Origin of the sequence: Billgrantia ethanolica (genome assembly GCF_021404305.1) — a bacterium.
Classification (GTDB): Bacteria; Pseudomonadota; Gammaproteobacteria; order Pseudomonadales; family Halomonadaceae; genus Halomonas; species Halomonas ethanolica.
Genome location: NZ_JABFTX010000002.1, coordinates 599,960 through 617,312 on the forward strand (window position 1 = coordinate 599,960; position 17,353 = coordinate 617,312).

Genomic DNA, 17,353 nt, shown 5'->3' on the forward strand with positions numbered 1-17,353 from the left:
AAGTCAAGGAGAGCAAGATGAGCAAGCGACCCAGCCCAATCAGCGCCACCGTGGACTTCGACGCCGATGGCGTCCAGCACGGCTTCCTCAAGCTGCCGATCTCCACCGACGAGTCGGCCTGGGGCGCGGTGATGATCCCGGTGAGCGTGGTCAAGAACGGCGAGGGCCCCACGGCGCTACTGACCGGCGGCAATCACGGCGACGAGTACGAGGGCATCACCGCGCTGATGAAGCTGTCGAGCTCGCTGCGTGCTGAGGACGTGAGCGGTCGCGTGATCATCGTGCCGATGATGAACATGCCCGCGGCCATGGCCGGCAAGCGCACCTCGCCGATGGATGGTGGCAACCTCAACCGCAGCTTTCCGGGCGACCCCGACGGCACGGTGACCGAGAAGATCGCCGACTACTTCACCCGGGTCATGACGCCGATGTGCGACGTGGTGCTCGACCTGCACTCCGGTGGGCGCACCCTGGACATCATTCCCTTCGGCGCCTCCCACATACTCGACGACCCCGAACAGCAGCGCCAGGCGCTGGAGGGCGCCAAGGCATTCGGCGCCCCCTACGCCATGATGATGTTCGAACTCGATGCCGCGGCGCTGTTCGACACCGCGGTGGAGAGCCAGGGCAAGGTTTTCGTCGCCACCGAGCTGGGTGGCGGCGGTACCTCTACCCCCGAGAGCCTGGCCCTCACCGAGCGCGGCGTGCGCAATTTCCTGATCCACTTCGGCCTGCTCCAGGGCGAGGTGGAGATGCCCGCCGAGCCGCAGGTCTATCTCGATATGCCCGACGCCAGCTGCTACGTGCAGAGCGAGCACACGGGGCTGCTCGAGCTGACCCTGGCGTTGGGCGACAAAGTGGAGAAGGGCCAGGTGATCGCTCGCGTCTACGATATGACCCGCAGTGGCGTGGCGCCGGTCGAGTACCACGCCGGGCGTGACGGCATCCTGGCGGCTCGGCGCTTCCCCGCGTTGGTCAACATGGGCGACACCATCGCCGTGATCGCCGACGTCGTCGACACCCTCGGCTGATTCGAACCGCCATGACAAAAGAGGCATAACAAGAGAAAACGATGAAGCTCGATCGATACGACCTGAAGATTCTCGAGATTCTGTCCCGCGACGGGCGCATCACCAAGTCGAAGCTGGCCGAGGCCATCAATCTCTCGGTCAGCCCGTGCTGGGAGCGGGTGCGGCGGCTGGAGAAGGCCGGCATCATCGAGGGTTATGGTGCACGCATCAATCCCGGTGCGCTGGTCAAGCGCACCCCGGTGTGGGTGCAGATCGAGCTCAAGCAGCACAATGCCGAGAGCTTCGCCCGCTTCGAGGCGCTGGTTCACGAAACCCCCGAGGTCACCGAGTGCGTGGCGGTAGGCGGTGGGGTCGATTACCTGATGAAGGTCGAGGCCGACTCCGTCGATGCCTACCAGCGTCTGATCGACGCCTGGCTCACCTCGGATGTCGGCATCGAGCGCTATTTCACCTACATTGTGACCAAGGCGGTCAAACGTCCTGCGCCGGGCCTGGAGCGGGGCGACTTTCTCAGTTGATTTAGGCTGGGGCCGCTGGCGGCGCGGCATCCAACGCGAACTCAACGTTGATACCTTGAGTAGAATCATGGCATAAGCTTAAAGCGAGAGTGAGCCGATGGCTCACTCAGCCGGGCGATCTTCCGGCATGTCATCGCGGTGCCGGATGAGTTGGTTAGCGCCCTGAGACAAGATCGCCTGACGTAGAGAGATGCCCATGTCCTACTTCACCATTGCCGGGGTGCAGATGCAGGCCCTGCATCACGGTGACAACACCGAGGCCATGCGCCACCGGGTCGACGCGCTGATGAGCCGCTTCCCCCAGGTGCAGATGGTTCTGTTCAGTGAGTTGATGCCGCTTGGCGCCTCGCCACATCACGCCCACCCGTTACCCAGTCATGTCGAGCAGTTCTTCTGCCAGCTCGCCGAGCGATACCGTATCTGGCTGATTCCCGGATCCATGTTCGAACGCACCGAGAGCGGCATCTACAACACCTTGTCGGTGATCGATCCGAGCGGTCAGGTGGTGGCGCGTTACCGTAAGATGTTCCCCTTCCGCCCCTACGAGGCCAACGTGGAGAGCGGCACGGAGTTCGTCGTCTTCGATGTGCCCAACGTCGGTCGTTTCGGCGTGTCGATCTGCTACGACATGTGGTTCCCCGAGACCACCCGAACCCTGGCCGCCATGGGCGCCGAGGTGATCCTCCACCCCACCATGACAGATACCATCGACCGCGATATCGAGCTTTCCATCGCCCGTGCCAATGCCGCGGTCAACCAGTGCTACTTCTTCGACATCAACGGCGCCGGCGCCCTCGGCAACGGCCGCTCCATCGTGGTGGGGCCTTCAGGTGACGTGATTCATCAGGCCGGTTCCGGTGAGGAAGTCATGCCCATCGAGGTCGACTTCAGTCGGGTGCGGCGCGAGCGCGAAACGGGCCTGCGTGGCCTGGGGCAGCCGCTGAAGAGCTTCCGCGACCGCCAGGTGGATTTCTCCATCTACCGCTTCGAGCATGGCCCCTCGCCGTTTCTTGCCAGCCTGGGGCCGTTGGCCAAGCCGCAGCGCACCGATATCGAAGAGTATCGATAGCTCAAGGAGATCGTCATGTGGGAGTTCCTGATTCGCCTGAGACAACGTTTCTTTCGGCCCTGGAACTCCCTTCCGGCAACGGCCCGGCCGAGACCCGCCGATGCCATCCCTACCGTCATCGATGGAGCGAGAACAATGAACAAGATCAATAACATTGCCGACGTTCGCCGCCATTTTCGCAACAACAAGGAGCCGGTCTACTTCATCTCTGCGACCAACTTCAACCTGCTCGGTATCGGTGACTGGGTGGGCAACTTCCGGCACATCAACTACATCGACTGCTTCGACGGCCAGCAGCGCAACGTCTTCGTGCCCAAGGAGAAATTCCCGCGCGACTTCGAGAGCATCGAGGACATCAACAACTACCTGCTCGAACACAAGGAGGTGATCGACTTCATCCAGTCGCGTGCCAGCGGCGACGATGCGGGTGTTGCCGCCTTCCTGATGTTCGACGAGCACACCGAGGAGATCTGCCGGCAGCTCGGTCTGCGGGTCGCCTTCCCGCCGGCGGAGCTGCGCTCGCGCATGGACAACAAGATCGAGACGGTGCGGATCGGCAACAAGGCCGGGGTGCCCAGCGTGCCCAACGTGCTGGCACGGGTCGGCAGCTATCAGGAACTGCTCGAGGTCAGCCGTGAGCTGGGCGACGACCTGGTGGTGCAGACCGCCTACGGCGACTCCGGCCACACCACCTTCTTCATCGCCAGTGAAGACGACTACTACAAGCATGCCGAGGAGATCGAGGCCGAGCCCGAGGTCAAGATCATGAAGCGCATCAACTGTCGCGGTTCGGCCATCGAGGCCTGCGCCACCCGCTGCGGTACCGTGGTGGGGCCGCTGATGACCGAGCTGGTAGGCTTCAAGTCGTTGACCCCCTACAAGGGCGGCTGGTGCGGCAACGAGATGTTCGCCGGCGCCTTCAGCCAGGAGATCCGCGACAAGGCCCGCGAGTACACCTTCAAGTTCGGCGAGGCCCTGCGCGAAGAGGGCTACCGTGGCTATTTCGAACTCGACTTCCTGATCGACATGGATAACGGCGAGGTCTACCTGGGCGAACTCAACCCGCGGGTCACCGGCGCCAGCTCGCTGACCAACGTGGCGGCCTTCGCCCACTCCGACATCCCGCTGTTCCTGTTCCATCTGCTGGAGTTCTCCGACGTCGAGTTCGATCTCGACATCGAGGAGATCAACGAGCGCTGGTCGCACCCCGACAGCGTCGACAGCTGGAGCCAACTGGTGATCAAGCACACCGACGAGAGCGTCGACCTGCTGACACGGGCGCCGCGCACCGGGGTGTGGACCCTGGGCGAGGACGGGCGCATGGCCTATGACCACTACAGCTACCATCCCCATGCCGCCGAGAACGAGCGCGAGGCCTTCTTCCTGCGCATCAGCGGGCCGGGGGACTTCCGCTACGAGGGTGCCGACCTGGGAATTCTGATTACACGAGGCCGCCTGATGGACGACGACTTCCAGCTCACCGAGCGGGCCAAGGCCTGGATCGAAGGCATTCGCGGCGAGTACGCCGGTCAGCCGCTACAGGATCCGCTGGTGGAAGAGGTCGCCGTGAGTCATGCCATCGGCGGCGGCAACTTCAAGATCCTATGAACGGCGAAGTCGAGCGGCATCATCATACGCGGCGGGGGGAGATGGAGAGAGCACTGGTCTTTCGTACCCTGCAGGAGGAGATGCCCGGCACCAAGTGGCGGTCGCTGTTCGACTACCACTGGCCGGCCTACGAGGCGTGGTATCTGGCCGAAGGGGAGCGCGAGCGGCCGGGCTACCTGAGCTGCTACAACGCCCTGCGCCGGCACATGCCGGAGCTGCTGGAAATCTACCGGACGCTGTGCGAGCTGGCCGGCGGTGGCGATCTGGCGGCGCGCTTTCTCAGTCTCTTCCAGCCGCCGCCGTACATCACCGGCTGCTCCCAGGCGGTGCTGACTCAGCACGGTTCGAGCCTGCTGGCGCGCAACTACGACTACCCGCCGGAGCTGTGCGAGGGCACCGTGCTGTACACCCGCTGGAACGGGCGCGGCGTGATCGCCATGACCGACTGCCTGTGGGGCGTGCTGGATGGTATGAACGAGGCAGGCCTGGCCGTGTCGTTGGCCTTTGGTGGGCGCAAGGCGGTGGGCGAGGGCTTCGGCGCTCCCATCATCTTGCGCTACCTGCTGGAGTTCTGCGACAGCGTGCCCCAGGCCGCCGAGGTGCTGGCCCGAGTGCCGACCCACATGGCCTACAACGTCACCCTGACCGATGCCGCGGGACGTTACGTCACGGCGATGATCGCCCCTGATCGCCGGGCCAGCATCCGCCGGGTGGCGGTGGCCACCAACCATCAGAAGAAGATCGAGTGGTACGCCCATGCGCTGGCGTCGGAGACCCTGATCCGCGAGCGCCAGCTATCGATCCTGGTGGACGACCCGGCCACCACCGAGGCGCGCCTGCTCGACGCCTTCACCTCGCCGCCGCTGTTTCGCCGCGACTACGCGCGCGGGCTCGGCACCATCTATACCGCGGCCTATTGGCCGCAGTCGGGGCGGGTCAGCTATCGCTGGCCGCAGCAGCGCCTGGAGCTGGCCTTCGATCATTTTCCCGAGCAGCAGCTGAGGGTCCGTTACGGCCCCAGGTAGCGTAGCCGCGGTATTGCGCAGGCGCCGCGGGAACAATAACGACAAAGAGGGATGGGTGTCGCCATGAACGAAAGCAGCCATACCGAAACGCCGTATACCGCGCTGGGCTTCTATCACAAGATCTCCCAGCTGCGCGCCGACACTTGGAACGCGCTCAAGCGCGATCTGGGACAGTTGGTGCGGCTCAACGACGAGAGCCGGGCACGTAACCTGATCAAGGCGATCGACGTCAAGCTGACGCGCCTCGAGATCATCGAGGACTACCACGCCTTTCCCTCCAAGGAGGACTTCCGTCACCTCTGGGCGCTGTTCGACCGTGAGGAGTACGTGCTGCTGGAGAAGGTGGTCAAGCGGCTGGTGCGGGCGCTGATCAGCGAATCCTACCGTCGCCGCCACGTCGATCTCTCCGAGACCGATGCCGACGCCGAGGATCTTGAGACCCTTGATGCCCTGGCGCAGCTGCGCCATGGGCATCCGGCCTCCAACAGCTCGGCCCAGCCCTATTTCGAGCTGCTGATCGTCGACAACCTCTCGTCCCAGGAAGAGGAAGTGGTGCGCGAGGCGTTCCACAGCCTGCGCCGGCCGGAGGACCGCTTCGTCTACGACGTGGTCACGGTGCGAAGCTTCGAGGACGCGCTGATCGCGGTGCTGGTCAACCCCAACATCCAGGCCTGCCTGATCCGCTATGAGTTTCCCTACAAGTCCAAGTACAACCTCAGTGCCCTGCGCAACTACCTCGAAGGCCTCTCCGAGCAGGAACTGGAGCACCAGTCGGAGGCGGAACGCAGCATCCTGCTCAGCTCGATGATCCACGAGCTGCGCCCCGAGATCGACCAGTTCCTGGTCACCAGCGGTGACGTCGAGGCCACGGCGAGCCGCGACATCCGCCACTTCAACCGCATCTTCTATCGCGAGACTGACTACATCGAGCAGCATCACACCATCCTGCGTGCCATCGACAGCCGCTATCGCACGCCATTCTTCGACGCCCTGCGCGAATACAGCAAGAAGCCCACCGGGGTGTTCCACGCCATGCCCATTTCGCGGGGCAAGTCGGTGACCCGCTCGCACTGGGCGGGGCACATGATCGACTTCTACGGCATCAACATTTTCCTCGCCGAGACCTCGGCCACCTCGGGCGGCCTCGATTCGCTGCTGCAGCCCTACGGTCCGATCAAGAAGGCCCAGGAGTACGCCGCCCGGGCTTTTGGTGCGCGGCAGAGCTTCTTCGTCACCAACGGCACCTCGACGGCCAACAAGATCGTGGTGCAGGCGCTGGTCAAGCCGCGCGACATCGTGCTGATCGACCGCGACTGCCACAAGTCGCACCACTACGGCATGGTGCTGGCGGGCGCCCACGTCAGCTATCTGGACTCCTATCCGCTCAACGACTACTCGATGTACGGCGCGGTGCCGCTGCGCGAGATCAAGAAGACGCTGCTGGAGTACAAGCGCGCCGGCCAGCTCCACCGGGTCAAGATGCTGCTGCTGACCAACTGCACCTTCGACGGTGTGGTGTACAACGTGCGCCGGGTGATGGAGGAGTGCCTGGCGATCAAGCCCGACCTGGTGTTCCTGTGGGACGAGGCGTGGTTCGCCTTCGCCACCTTCAACCCCACCTACCGCCCGCGCACCGCCATGCACGCCGCGCGGACCCTGCGCGACCGCTACCGCAGCGAGGCCTACCGCGAGGAGTACGCGGCGTGGAAGGCCGAATTCGACGCCCTCGACCCCGACGACGATGCCACCTGGCTCGAGCGTCGGCTGCTGCCCGACCCGGAGGCGGTGCGTATCCGTGCCTACGCCACCCACTCCACCCACAAGACCCTGACCTCGCTGCGCCAGGGTTCGATGATCCATGTCTGGGACCAGGACTTCCGCCAGAAGGTCGAGGCGCCGTTCCACGAGGCCTACATGACGCATACCTCCACCTCGCCCAACTATCAGATTGTGGCGTCGCTGGACGTTGGGCGCATGCAGGCCGAGATGGAGGGCTTCGAGCTGGTTCATGCCCAGGTGGAGGCGGCACTGTCGCTGCGCGAGCAGCTCTACACCCATCCGCTGCTGCAGAAGTACTTCCGGGTACTCAAGAACAGCGACATGGTGCCCGCCGAGTATCGTGAGTCGGGGGTCGAGTCCTACTACGATCCGGTGACCGGCTGGAACCAGATGGAGGAGGCGTGGGCGCGGGACGAGTTCGTGGTCGATCCTACCCGGGTGACTATCGCCATCGGCAACACCGGGGTCGACGGCGACGCCTTCAAGAATGAATACCTGATGAACAAGTACGGCATTCAGATCAACAAGACTTCGCGCAACACCGTGCTGTTCATGACCAACATCGGCACGACTCGCGGCTCCATCGCCTACCTGCTCGACGTACTGATCAAGCTGGCCAAGGAGTTCGAGTACCGCTGGGAGGAGAGCAGCCGGCCCGAGCGCAAGATCATCGAACGCCGGGTGCATTCGCTGACCCGGGAGCTGCCGCCGCTGCCCGACTTCAGCCGCTTCCACGACGCTTTCCGTCAGTGCAGCGAGACTCCCGAGGGCGACATTCGACGTGCCTACTTCCTCAGCTACGACGAGGAGAACACCGAGTACCTGCGCTTCGACAACGGCGAGCTCCAGGCCGAGATGCGCGCCGGCCGTGACGTGGTCTCGGCCAGCTTCGTGATTCCCTACCCGCCGGGCTTCCCGGTGCTAGTACCGGGGCAGGTGGTCAGCGAGGAGATCCTCCATTTTCTGCAGGCACTCGACGTCAAGGAGATTCACGGCTACCGGCCGGAGCTGGGCCTGATCGTGTTCACCGAAGAGGCGCTGGCTGCACCGCCGGAGACCTGAGCGGCGCGCGCAGAAAAAAACGCAACTTAGCCCTGGAGGACAAAAAAAAACGCACTTGCCCTGCTGGTTAACGAAAAGTCCCGCCCCAGGTTTGCCCTTACCCTGTACCCATCGAGCAGCCGCCGGCTGCTCTGTCGTTTTTGCCACAGCCGGCCCGTGAGCGAAGGGCCGGTGTCAGGGGAGGTGACCATGAACATGAAGCTGACCAATACACTGTCCACCATGCTGGATGATCCGCGTCTGTTTCGTCAGCACGCCTATGTGAACGGCAAGTGGACCCACGGCGATGGCGGCCGTGAGGAGACGGTGTTCGACCCCGCTACCGGCGAGGTCATCGGCTACATCCCCTGGCTCGAGGCGCATCAGATCCGTGAAGCGGTGGACGCCGCCGATGCCGCCTTCGTGCACTGGCGTGCGCTGCGTGCCGACGAGCGCGCCGAGCGGCTCATGGCCTGGCACGACCTGCTGCAGGCCCACCGCGAGGACCTCGCCATCATCATGACCCTGGAGCAGGGCAAGCCGCTGCCCGATGCCCGCGGCGAGGTGGAGTACGGCGCCAGCTTCGTGCGTTGGTTCGCCGAAGAGGGTAAGCGCACCTTCGGCGAGACCATTCCCAGCCATATCCCCAACGCCGCCCTGGGCACGCTCAAGGAGCCGGTGGGCATCGCCACGCTGATCACGCCGTGGAACTTCCCGCTGGCGATGATCACCCGCAAGGCCGCCGCCGCCCTGGCCGCCGGCTGCACGGTGGTGGTCAAGCCGGCCGGCGAGACGCCGTTCTCGGCGCTGGCGCTGGCCGAGCTGGCCGAGCGCGCCGGCATTCCGGCGGGCGTGTTCAACGTGGTATTGGGCGAGCCCGCCGAGGTATCGAAAATTCTGTGTGCCGAAGAGCGGGTCAAGGCGCTATCCTTCACCGGTTCTACTCGGGTCGGTCGGCTGCTGCTCGAACAGAGCGCCCAGACGGTGAAGCGCGTGTCGCTGGAGCTCGGCGGCAACGCCCCGTTCATCGTCGGCCCCGACATGGACCCCAAGGAGGCGGCCTTCGCCGCGGTGGCGGCCAAGTTCCAGACCGCCGGTCAGGACTGCCTGGCGGCCAACCGCATCCTGGTGCACGAGTCGATCCACGACGAGTTCGTCGAACACTTCGCCGAGCGCATGGCGGCATTGACCGTGGGCAACGGCATGGAGAGCGAGGTCGACCTGGGGCCGCTGATCCATCGTCAGGCGGTGGACAAGGCGGCGGCCATCGTCGACGACGCCATCTCCCGCGGCGCAACCCTGGTGGCCGGCGATCAGACCCGGGCGCCGGGAGAGAACTTCTTCATGCCTGTGCTGCTCACCGGCGTGACGCCGCAGATGAAGGTATGGCGCGAGGAGAACTTCGCCCCGGTGGCCGGTGTGACCGCCTACCGCGACGACGATGAAGTGATCGAGATGGCCAACGACACCGAGTACGGCCTGGCGGCCTATGTCTACACCCACGACATCCGCCGCATCTGGAAGCTGCTGCGGGCGCTGGAGTACGGCATGGTCAGCGTCAACTCGGTGAAGATGACCGGCCCGCCCGTGCCCTTCGGCGGCGTCAAGCAGTCGGGGCTGGGCCGCGAGGGCGGCATTACCGGGATCGATGAGTATCTCGAAACCAAGTATTACTGCCTGGGGGCTTTGGGGTCTGTTTCTGGGAGCTGAAGCGAGAGGAAGCGCCAGCGCATCCCATCTCGCGATGCCCAAGGGCGAAACCCTGACGCTGCGTTTGCGGCTTGCGCGTCGGACCGGATCAAGGTCCCTCTTGCCGGTCCTCGATCGACATCCCTGTCGATCGCCGCGCGCCGCTGCACTTGCGCCAGCGCCCTTGGGTAGATATCGCTCGCTGGCTTGCCCTGGCGCTGGGCCAGCGACGTCATAACGAATTGAACACCTCCCCGCTGCGGCGGGGCCTTTGATATTAGAGAGAGCATAATGAACCAGCAGCACCGCGATCTGATCGAGCGCGACCGCAAGGTCACCTTCCACGCTTCCACCCACCTGCGCGATTTCGCCCACGGCGACGCGCCGGGCCGGGTGATCACCGGCGGCAAGGGCATCCACATCGTCGACAAGGACGGCCGCGAGTTCATCGACGGCTTCGCCGGGCTGTACTGCGTCAACATCGGCTACGGCCGCACCGAGGTGGCCGAGGCGATCTATCAGCAGGCGCTGGAGCTCTCCTACTACCATACCTATGTGGGCCACTCCAACGAGCCGCAGATCGCACTCTCCGAGAAGATCATCGCGCTCGCCGGCCCCGGCATGTCCAAGGTCTACTACGGCCTGGGCGGCTCCGACGCCAACGAGACCCAGCTCAAGATCGTGCGCTACTACAACAATGTGCTCGGTCGCCCGCAGAAGAAGAAGGTCATCTCGCGTCAGCGCGGCTACCACGGCTCCGGCCTGGCCACCGGCTCGCTGACCGGTCTCAAGGCGTTCCACGACCAGTTCGACCTGCCGCTGGCCGGCATCCTGCACACCGAGGCGCCGTACTACTACCACCGCGCCGCCGAGCAGGAAGGCATGAGTGAGCGCGAGTTCTCCCAGTACTGCGCGCAGAAGCTGGAAGAGATGATCCTGGCCGAAGGCCCCGACACCGTGGCCGCCTTCATCGGCGAGCCGGTGCTCGGCACCGGCGGCATCGTGCCACCGCCGGAAGGCTACTGGGAGGCGATCCAGGCCGTGCTGGCCAAGTACGACGTGCTGCTGATCGCCGACGAAGTGGTGTGCGGTTTCGGTCGCATCGGCGCCGACTTCGGCAGCCACTACTATGGTATCAAGCCCGACCTGATCACCGTCGCCAAGGGCCTGACCAGCGCTTACCAGCCGCTCTCGGGGGTGATCGTCGGCGACCGCGTATGGAGCGTGCTGGAGCAGGGCACCGGTCAGTACGGCCCCATCGGCCACGGCTGGACCTACTCTGGCCACGCCCTGGGCTGCGCCGCGGCGCTGGCCAACCTGGCGATCATCGAGCGCGAGGGGCTGACGCAGAACGCCGCCGAAACCGGCGCCTACCTGCAGCAGCAGATGCAGGCCGCCTTCGGCGAGCATCCCATCGTCGGCAACGTGCGCGGCGTGGGCATGCTGGCGGCGCTGGAGTTCTCGGTCGACCCTGCCCGGCGGGCGCACTTCGATGCCGCACACAAGGTCGGTGCGCGCATCGCCGCGGCGGCGCTGGACGAGAACCTGATCGCCCGCGCCATGCCCCAGGGCGACATCCTCGGCTTCGCGCCGCCGCTGGTGGCGACCCGCGCCGAGGTCGACGAGATCGTCGCCCGCGCCGAGCGTGCGGTGAACAAGGTCACCGACCAACTAGTGCGCGAAGGGGTGGTCAAGGCCGCCATGTCAGTGAGCTGAGCCGTATTGCCGAGTCGAATCGGCAAGCGCCCAGTATGTCTGGCCACGAGCGCCGCGGGTAATGCCCGCGGCGCTTCGTTTGGCTGGGCCCGTTCTTCTCTTCTAGGCTGAAAGCGCCAAGCCTCTCGCCACGAGCCAAGCAACCGGATCTGCCAATGTCGACCTCTGCTCACGGGGTTACCCTCGCTTCCGTCTACCAGGCGCGACGCCGCATTGCCGGTCAGGCGCTGCGCACGCCGCTGGTCCGCTCCCACGCACTTTCCGAGCGTTTCGACGCCGATATCCTGCTCAAGCTGGAAACCCTTCAGCCCAGCGGGGCGTTCAAGCTGCGCGGTGCCGCCAACATGATCGCCGCGCTGATCGAGCGTCACGGTTGCGATGCCCTGGAGGCCGGGGTGGTCACGGCCTCGACCGGTAACCACGGCCGCGCGGTGGCGTACGCGGCGGCGCGGCTCGGCGTGCCGGTGACGATCTGCCTGTCGCGCCTGGTACCGGCCAACAAGGTGGCCGCCATCGAGGCGCTGGGTGCCGAGGTCAGGCGCGTGGGCGAGAGTCAGGACGAGGCCTTCGGCGAGGTCGAGCGGCTGATCCGCGAACGCGGCATGACGCTGATTCCGCCCTTCGACGACGCGCTGATCGCAGCCGGCCAGGGCACCATCGGCCTGGAGCTGATGGAGGATGCGCCGGATCTCGACCGGGTGATCGTCGGTCTCTCCGGCGGTGGGCTGCTGGGGGGCATCGGCGCGGCGGTGAAGGCCATCCGCCCCGAGACCCGCATCACCGGCGTCAGCCTCTCCTGCGGCGCGGCCATGTGGCAGAGCCTGCAGGCGGGGCGTCCCGTGGCGGTCGAAGAGGTGGGGAGTCTGGCCGACTCGCTGGGCGGCGGTATCGGCCTCGACAATCGCTGCACGTTCAGCCTGGTGCGCGAGGTGATGGACGAGCACTATCAGGTCTCGGAAGTCGCCATCGCCCAGGCCATGGTCGACATCCTCGAGCACGAGAAGCTGCTGGTGGAAGGGGCCGCTGCGGTGGGGCTGGCGGCGCTTGCGGAGCATGGGCTCGAGGTGCGCGGCCAGCGGGTGGCGCTGATTATTTCCGGCAACGGCTTGGCGCTGGAGACGCTGGACAAAGCGCGCCAGCTTGCCAATCGCTGAGGCCTTTGCACATGTTCAAGGAGGAAACATGAAGCTCTATCGACGTGATGAAATCGAAGCGGTAGTAGGCATCGACGACGCGGCGCTGCGTCAGGTGGAGGCAGGCTTCGCCGCCCTGGGGCGCGGCGAGGTGGTGCAGCCGCCGATTCTGTCGATGGCCATGGAGGAGTTCAACAGCGAAGTCGACGTCAAGACCGCCCACATCAAGGGCTGGCAGCGCTACGCCATCAAGGTCAGCAGCGGCGCCTTCGACAATCCCAAGCGCGGCCTGCCGAGCCTGAGCGGCCTGATGATGCTGTTCTCCGCCGAGACCGGCCAGGTCGAGGCGGTGCTGTTCGACGAGGGCTATCTGACCATGGTGCGTACCGCCCTGGCCGGGGCCATTGCCGCCAAGCATCTGTCCCGTGAGGACAGCCGCCGGGTCGGGGTGATCGGCACCGGCGAGCAGGCAAGGCGGCAGGTGGAAGCCCTGCGCCTGGTGCGCAACGTCGATACCCTGGACGTCTGGGCGCGCCGCCGCGAAGCGGCCGAGGCCTACGCCGAGGAGATGCGCAGCCAGGGCCTCACCGTCACCGTGCGCGACAGCGTGCACACCGCCTGCCAGCAGGCCGACATCATCGTCACCGCCACGCCGTCGCGGGAGCCGCTGCTGAACGCCAGCGACCTGCCCGAGGGCGTGCACGTCACCGCCATGGGCTCGGACAGCCCCGACAAGCGCGAGCTGGACGAATCGGTACTGACCCGGGCCGACGCCTTCGTCTGCGACAGCCGGGCGCAGAGCGAGCACAATGGCGAGCTCAAGGTGTTCTCCGGGACAGGCCGTGAGACGCCGTTTGCCGTGCACGAGCTGGGCCGGGTGATCGCGCGGGGTGAGCGGCTGCGGAACTCCGAGGCGGCGATCACAGTATGCGATCTTACCGGTACCGGCGTGCAGGACACCGCCATCGCCAACTTCGCCCTGTCTCGGTTGGCGGGGTAAGCGGCAGGGTATCTCCGCTGGTACGCCTTGAGCCGGGGCGAGGCAGCCCCCATGCTGTGGTTGATCGAGCGAAACGAGGAGCAGCGCAGATGGCAACGGTACTCGCCTTCGATGTCTACGGTACCCTGATCGATACCCATGGCGTGGTCGCCGAACTGGAAGAGCGGCTCGGCAGGGGCGGCAGGGCGGAGCGGGCCGCGGAGTTCTCGCGGCGCTGGCGCGACAAGCAGCTGGAGTACAGCTTTCGCCGCGGCCTGATGGGGGCCTACGTGACCTTCGGGCAGTGCACTCGGGAAGCTCTGGATTTCACCGACCGCGCCCTGCAGACGCAGCTGTCGGACGTCGACAAGGACCACCTGATGTCGGTCTACGGACGTCTGCCGGCCTTTGCCGAGGCCGCCGGTGCGCTGAAGCGGCTGGCGGCGAGCGGCATGCGCTGCGTGGCCTTTTCCAACGGCACCCTCGAGGCGGTCAGCGGCCTGCTGGAACAGGCCGGGATAGGCGAATGCTTCGAGGCGGTGGTCAGCGTCGATGAGGTCAAGCGCTTCAAGCCCGACCCTGCCGTCTACGCCCACCTACGCAACCGCCTCGACGTCGCTCCCGGCGATACCTGGCTGATCTCGAGCAACCCCTTCGACGTGATCGGCGCGCGGCATGCCGGACTGCATGCCGCCTGGGTGCGGCGCAGCCTCGATGCACCCTTCGACCCCTGGGGCATCGAGCCGGACCTGACCGTCACCGATCTGGACGCGCTTTCCGACCGCCTGGGCTGAAGGCTCTTCGACAGCTTGAGCTGAAGGCTTTTCGACAGCCTGAGCTGAAGGCTCTCCTGTGTCAGCTGCGGCCCCCATCCTTATGGCGCCTCGAAGTGGTCGGGGCTGTCGTCGGTTCAGGCTCGTCCGGAGCCTGTCTGGCGCGATCCTGAACCCGGTATGTTCTGAGCTACGTCTCGGTCGTCGCGGTAGGGCAACTCATCGAAGTCGGGCTCACCATCCCGTGGCTCCAGCGGCAGCCGGTTTTCCTCAATGATGCTTTCATCCTCGTCAAGGGGCAGCCCCTCTTCGATGATGGGCGGTTCATCGGGGACTATTTCGCCCACGTGCTCAAGATTGGTATCGAGCACATCCGACTCTTCCGTGCCCACGATCTCCACGGCCATCTCCCAATACCGCTGCTGTTGGTCTTCGGGTCGCCCATCGGCTTCCCACAATTCTCGCGCGACTTCTCGTATACGTTTCTCGTCAGCCATCCTGGCACTCCTTGCATCCGAACATGGTGTCGGAACACGGCTGGCGCAGCGCTGCTACCTGACGCCCCGGTGTTCCTTCATACCGCTCACCTTAGCGTGGTATCGACAAGCGCACTTTGGCAAGGCAGGCGTATTTTGACTCAACCTGAATGGCCCCAATCTCATTGGCCCAGCTCGATCACCCTGCCGCCGGCGTCCTCGGCATCCTCGCGGTCGTGGGTCACCAGCAGGCTGGGCAGCCCCGCCTCGCGCAGCCGGTCGAAGACCAGTCGGCGCATGTCGTGGCGCAGCTGCCGGTCGAGCTTCGAGAAGGGTTCGTCGAGCAGTACGGCACGCGGTTCGGAAAGCAGCAGGCGCATCAGCGCCACGCGGGCCTTCTGGCCGCCGGAGAGGGTGGCCGGGTCGCGTGGCCCGAAGCCGGCCAGGCCGACCTGCGCCAGCGCCGTCTCGCCCCTTGCCGCTTTGTCCGGCATGGCGCGGGGCATGCCGAAGCGAAGGTTGCCGGCCACCGAGAGGTGTGGGAACAGCAGCGGGTCCTGGAACAGCAGGCCGATACCGCGGCGCTCCGCCGGCAGGCTGGCGATGTCGTGCCCGTCGAGCAGTATCCGGCCGCTGGCCTGGAAGGCCGGTGACAGGAAGCCGGCCAAATAGCCCAGCAGGGTCGACTTGCCCGAGCCCGACGGCCCCATCACAGTAAACACCTCGCCGGGACCGATCTCGGCATCGAGTTCGAGCAGCGTGCTGCCGGCCAGGGTGATGCGGACCTCGTCCAGCACCAGGCGGTGACCTGTGCTCATGGTGAACCCCTCATGTCGCGTCGATTGCGCCACAGCAGCCGCGGCAAGCCCACGGCGATGATGAAGCCTACCAGCGGCAGGCTGGACTGAACCATCGCCCACACGCCGATCACCCGACGATTGCCACCGGCGGCCAGCGACACCGCCTCGGTGGTCACGGTAGGCACACGGCCGGCACCCAGCAGCAGGGTGGGCAGGTACTGGCCGATACTGACGGCCAGGCCCACGGCGGCGGCGGTGAGCAGCGGCGCCAGCAGCAGCGGCAGCCGCACCCGCCAGAAGGCGCCGTTGCGCGAGGCGCCGAGACTTACCGCCAACTGCGACCAGCGCGGGTCGAAGCGGCGGTAGCTCTCCGCGAGGGAGAGGAACACGTAGGGCAACACGAACAGCAGGTGGCCGAAGATCACCAGCGCATGGGTAGGGCGCGTGCCCAGCGACTCCATCACCACCACCAGCCCAAACAGGAAGGCGATCTGCGGCACGATCAGCGGCAGGTAGAGCAGCGTCAGTGCCGAGAGCAGCCGTCCCTGGGCCGGCTGCCGACCCGTTCGCTGCTCGTTCTCCAGCGCTGCCAGGGTCAGCGCCAGAGCGATCAGCGTAGCGCCGATGGCGATCAGCGCCGTGGTGGCGACCGGCCCCGCAAGGGCGGGCAGGGCGCGCAGCCAGTGCGCCGCGGTGAGGCCTTGCGGCAGGGCATCGGGAAAGCGCCAGAAGCCGGCAATGGAATATAGCGCCAGGCCGGCGATGCCGGCGAAGGCGGTGAACGTGGCCAGCCCGATCAGCCCTTTGCCGGCCAGACGCAGCGGCGAATCGCCGCTGCCGCGTCCGCCACGCGCGAGCCAGTGCCGCCCCAGCCGGGCGACCAGGCGTTCCAGGCACCACCAGGCGATGAGCGCCGCGGCCGTGACGCCGAGCTGCAGCACGGCGCCGGCCGAGGCCATGAAGCGCCGGCTCAGATCGGGGTCGTTGAACCAGGCGAGAATCGAGACCGCCAGCGTCGGCGGCAGGGTCGGGCCGAGAATCAGCGCCACGTCCACCACCGACGTGGCATAGGCGATGACGGCAAAGACCGGCAGTCGGATCAGCGGATAGAGCGAAGGGGTCACCACCTTGAGCCAGGCGGTGGTCGGGCGATAGCCGAGCGAGCGGGCCATGGCCACGCGCCGCTCCGGGTCGAGCTGGGGCAGGGCGGCAAGGCACATCAGCAGCAGGAAGGGGATCTCCTTGATGATCAACCCGGCCATCAGCGAGAGCCCCCAGGGGTCCTGAACGATCAGCACGTCCGGCGGACGCTCCCAGCCGGTCAGCCCCGGCGAGACCAGTCGTGACAGCAGGCCGGATGGTGCGATCAGGAAGGCCAGGCCGAAGGCCGCGGCGGCATGGGGGATCGACAGCAGCGGCGCGACCAGGCGTCGGATCCATCGGTCCAGCCGGCTGCCCGATACGCCGGCCAGAAACAGCAGCACCACGGTGAGCGAGATGGCCGTGGTAATCAGACCGCTGGCGAAACTCACGCCCACCGAGCGGGCCAGGCCCGGTTGGGCCAGGAGCAGCCGCCAGGGCTCCAGGCTGAAGGCATGGCCGCCCAGCGCCGGCAAATAGCCGAACGCAGGCAGTACCGCCATGGTCAGGCCGGCCAGTATCGGGCCGACCAGCAGGATGACGATCAGCCACGGAGCAAGGCGCAGCATCGGCAGC

At 65.9% G+C, this 17,353-nt stretch carries 14 protein-coding genes; 11 read left to right on the top strand and 3 right to left on the bottom strand.

All coding sequences use genetic code 11. The features are described 5' to 3' along the window. Positions 1 to 17 precede the first annotated feature (17 nt). From doeB to HOP53_RS11620, 11 genes are all read left to right on the top strand, one after another. Positions 18 to 1,031, top strand: a complete 1,014-nt coding sequence (gene doeB / locus HOP53_RS11570; RefSeq protein WP_234270182.1) for a N(2)-acetyl-L-2,4-diaminobutanoate deacetylase DoeB — start codon at positions 18 to 20, stop codon at positions 1,029 to 1,031. A gap of 41 nt (positions 1,032 to 1,072) precedes the next feature. Next, the gene (locus tag HOP53_RS11575; protein ID WP_234270183.1) at positions 1,073 to 1,549 is read left to right on the top strand and encodes an Lrp/AsnC family transcriptional regulator; all 477 of its coding nucleotides are present in this window, start codon (positions 1,073 to 1,075) and stop codon (positions 1,547 to 1,549) included. 196 nt (positions 1,550 to 1,745) lie between these two features. Beyond that, complete coding sequence (locus HOP53_RS11580; protein ID WP_234270184.1) at positions 1,746 to 2,618, top strand: carbon-nitrogen hydrolase family protein; 873 nt, start codon at positions 1,746 to 1,748, stop codon at positions 2,616 to 2,618. A 135-nt stretch (positions 2,619 to 2,753) separates the two neighbouring features. Beyond that, a complete protein-coding gene (locus HOP53_RS11585; RefSeq protein WP_234270185.1) occupies positions 2,754 to 4,226 on the top strand; it encodes a biotin carboxylase in 1,473 nt (490 codons plus the stop codon). A 41-nt stretch (positions 4,227 to 4,267) separates the two neighbouring features. Next, the gene (locus HOP53_RS11590; protein ID WP_234270186.1) at positions 4,268 to 5,251 is read left to right on the top strand and encodes a C45 family autoproteolytic acyltransferase/hydrolase; all 984 of its coding nucleotides are present in this window, start codon (positions 4,268 to 4,270) and stop codon (positions 5,249 to 5,251) included. 63 nt (positions 5,252 to 5,314) lie between these two features. Beyond that, complete coding sequence (locus HOP53_RS11595) at positions 5,315 to 8,092, top strand: aminotransferase class I/II-fold pyridoxal phosphate-dependent enzyme (RefSeq protein WP_234270187.1); 2,778 nt, start codon at positions 5,315 to 5,317, stop codon at positions 8,090 to 8,092. A gap of 189 nt (positions 8,093 to 8,281) precedes the next feature. Then, on the top strand, positions 8,282 to 9,781 hold the full coding sequence (locus HOP53_RS11600) for an NAD-dependent succinate-semialdehyde dehydrogenase (protein ID WP_234270188.1): 1,500 nt from the start codon (positions 8,282 to 8,284) through the stop codon (positions 9,779 to 9,781). 270 nt (positions 9,782 to 10,051) lie between these two features. Then, on the top strand, positions 10,052 to 11,476 hold the full coding sequence (locus tag HOP53_RS11605; protein ID WP_234270189.1) for an aminotransferase: 1,425 nt from the start codon (positions 10,052 to 10,054) through the stop codon (positions 11,474 to 11,476). A gap of 155 nt (positions 11,477 to 11,631) precedes the next feature. Next, the gene (gene eutB / locus HOP53_RS11610) at positions 11,632 to 12,630 is read left to right on the top strand and encodes a hydroxyectoine utilization dehydratase EutB (protein ID WP_234270190.1); all 999 of its coding nucleotides are present in this window, start codon (positions 11,632 to 11,634) and stop codon (positions 12,628 to 12,630) included. 28 nt (positions 12,631 to 12,658) lie between these two features. After that, positions 12,659 to 13,609 carry a cyclodeaminase gene (locus tag HOP53_RS11615; protein ID WP_234270191.1) on the top strand — a complete coding sequence of 317 codons (951 nt, stop codon included), beginning with the start codon at positions 12,659 to 12,661 and terminating at the stop codon, positions 13,607 to 13,609. Between the two features lie 89 nt (positions 13,610 to 13,698). Next, complete coding sequence (locus HOP53_RS11620) at positions 13,699 to 14,382, top strand: haloacid dehalogenase type II (protein ID WP_234270192.1); 684 nt, start codon at positions 13,699 to 13,701, stop codon at positions 14,380 to 14,382. A gap of 116 nt (positions 14,383 to 14,498) precedes the next feature. On the opposite strand, the gene HOP53_RS11625 is transcribed toward HOP53_RS11620, so the two are convergent. The 3 genes from HOP53_RS11625 to HOP53_RS11635 form a co-directional block, all read right to left on the bottom strand. After that, the gene (locus tag HOP53_RS11625; protein WP_234270193.1) at positions 14,499 to 14,858 is read right to left on the bottom strand and encodes a DUF2934 domain-containing protein; all 360 of its coding nucleotides are present in this window, start codon (positions 14,856 to 14,858) and stop codon (positions 14,499 to 14,501) included. A gap of 161 nt (positions 14,859 to 15,019) precedes the next feature. Beyond that, on the bottom strand, positions 15,020 to 15,655 hold the full coding sequence (locus tag HOP53_RS11630; protein WP_234270194.1) for an ATP-binding cassette domain-containing protein: 636 nt from the start codon (positions 15,653 to 15,655) through the stop codon (positions 15,020 to 15,022). Continuing rightward, on the bottom strand, positions 15,652 to 17,346 hold the full coding sequence (locus tag HOP53_RS11635) for an ABC transporter permease (RefSeq protein ID WP_234270195.1): 1,695 nt from the start codon (positions 17,344 to 17,346) through the stop codon (positions 15,652 to 15,654). Before HOP53_RS11635 ends, HOP53_RS11630 begins: the two co-directional genes overlap by 4 nt. Between the last annotated feature and the right edge of the window lie 7 nt (positions 17,347 to 17,353).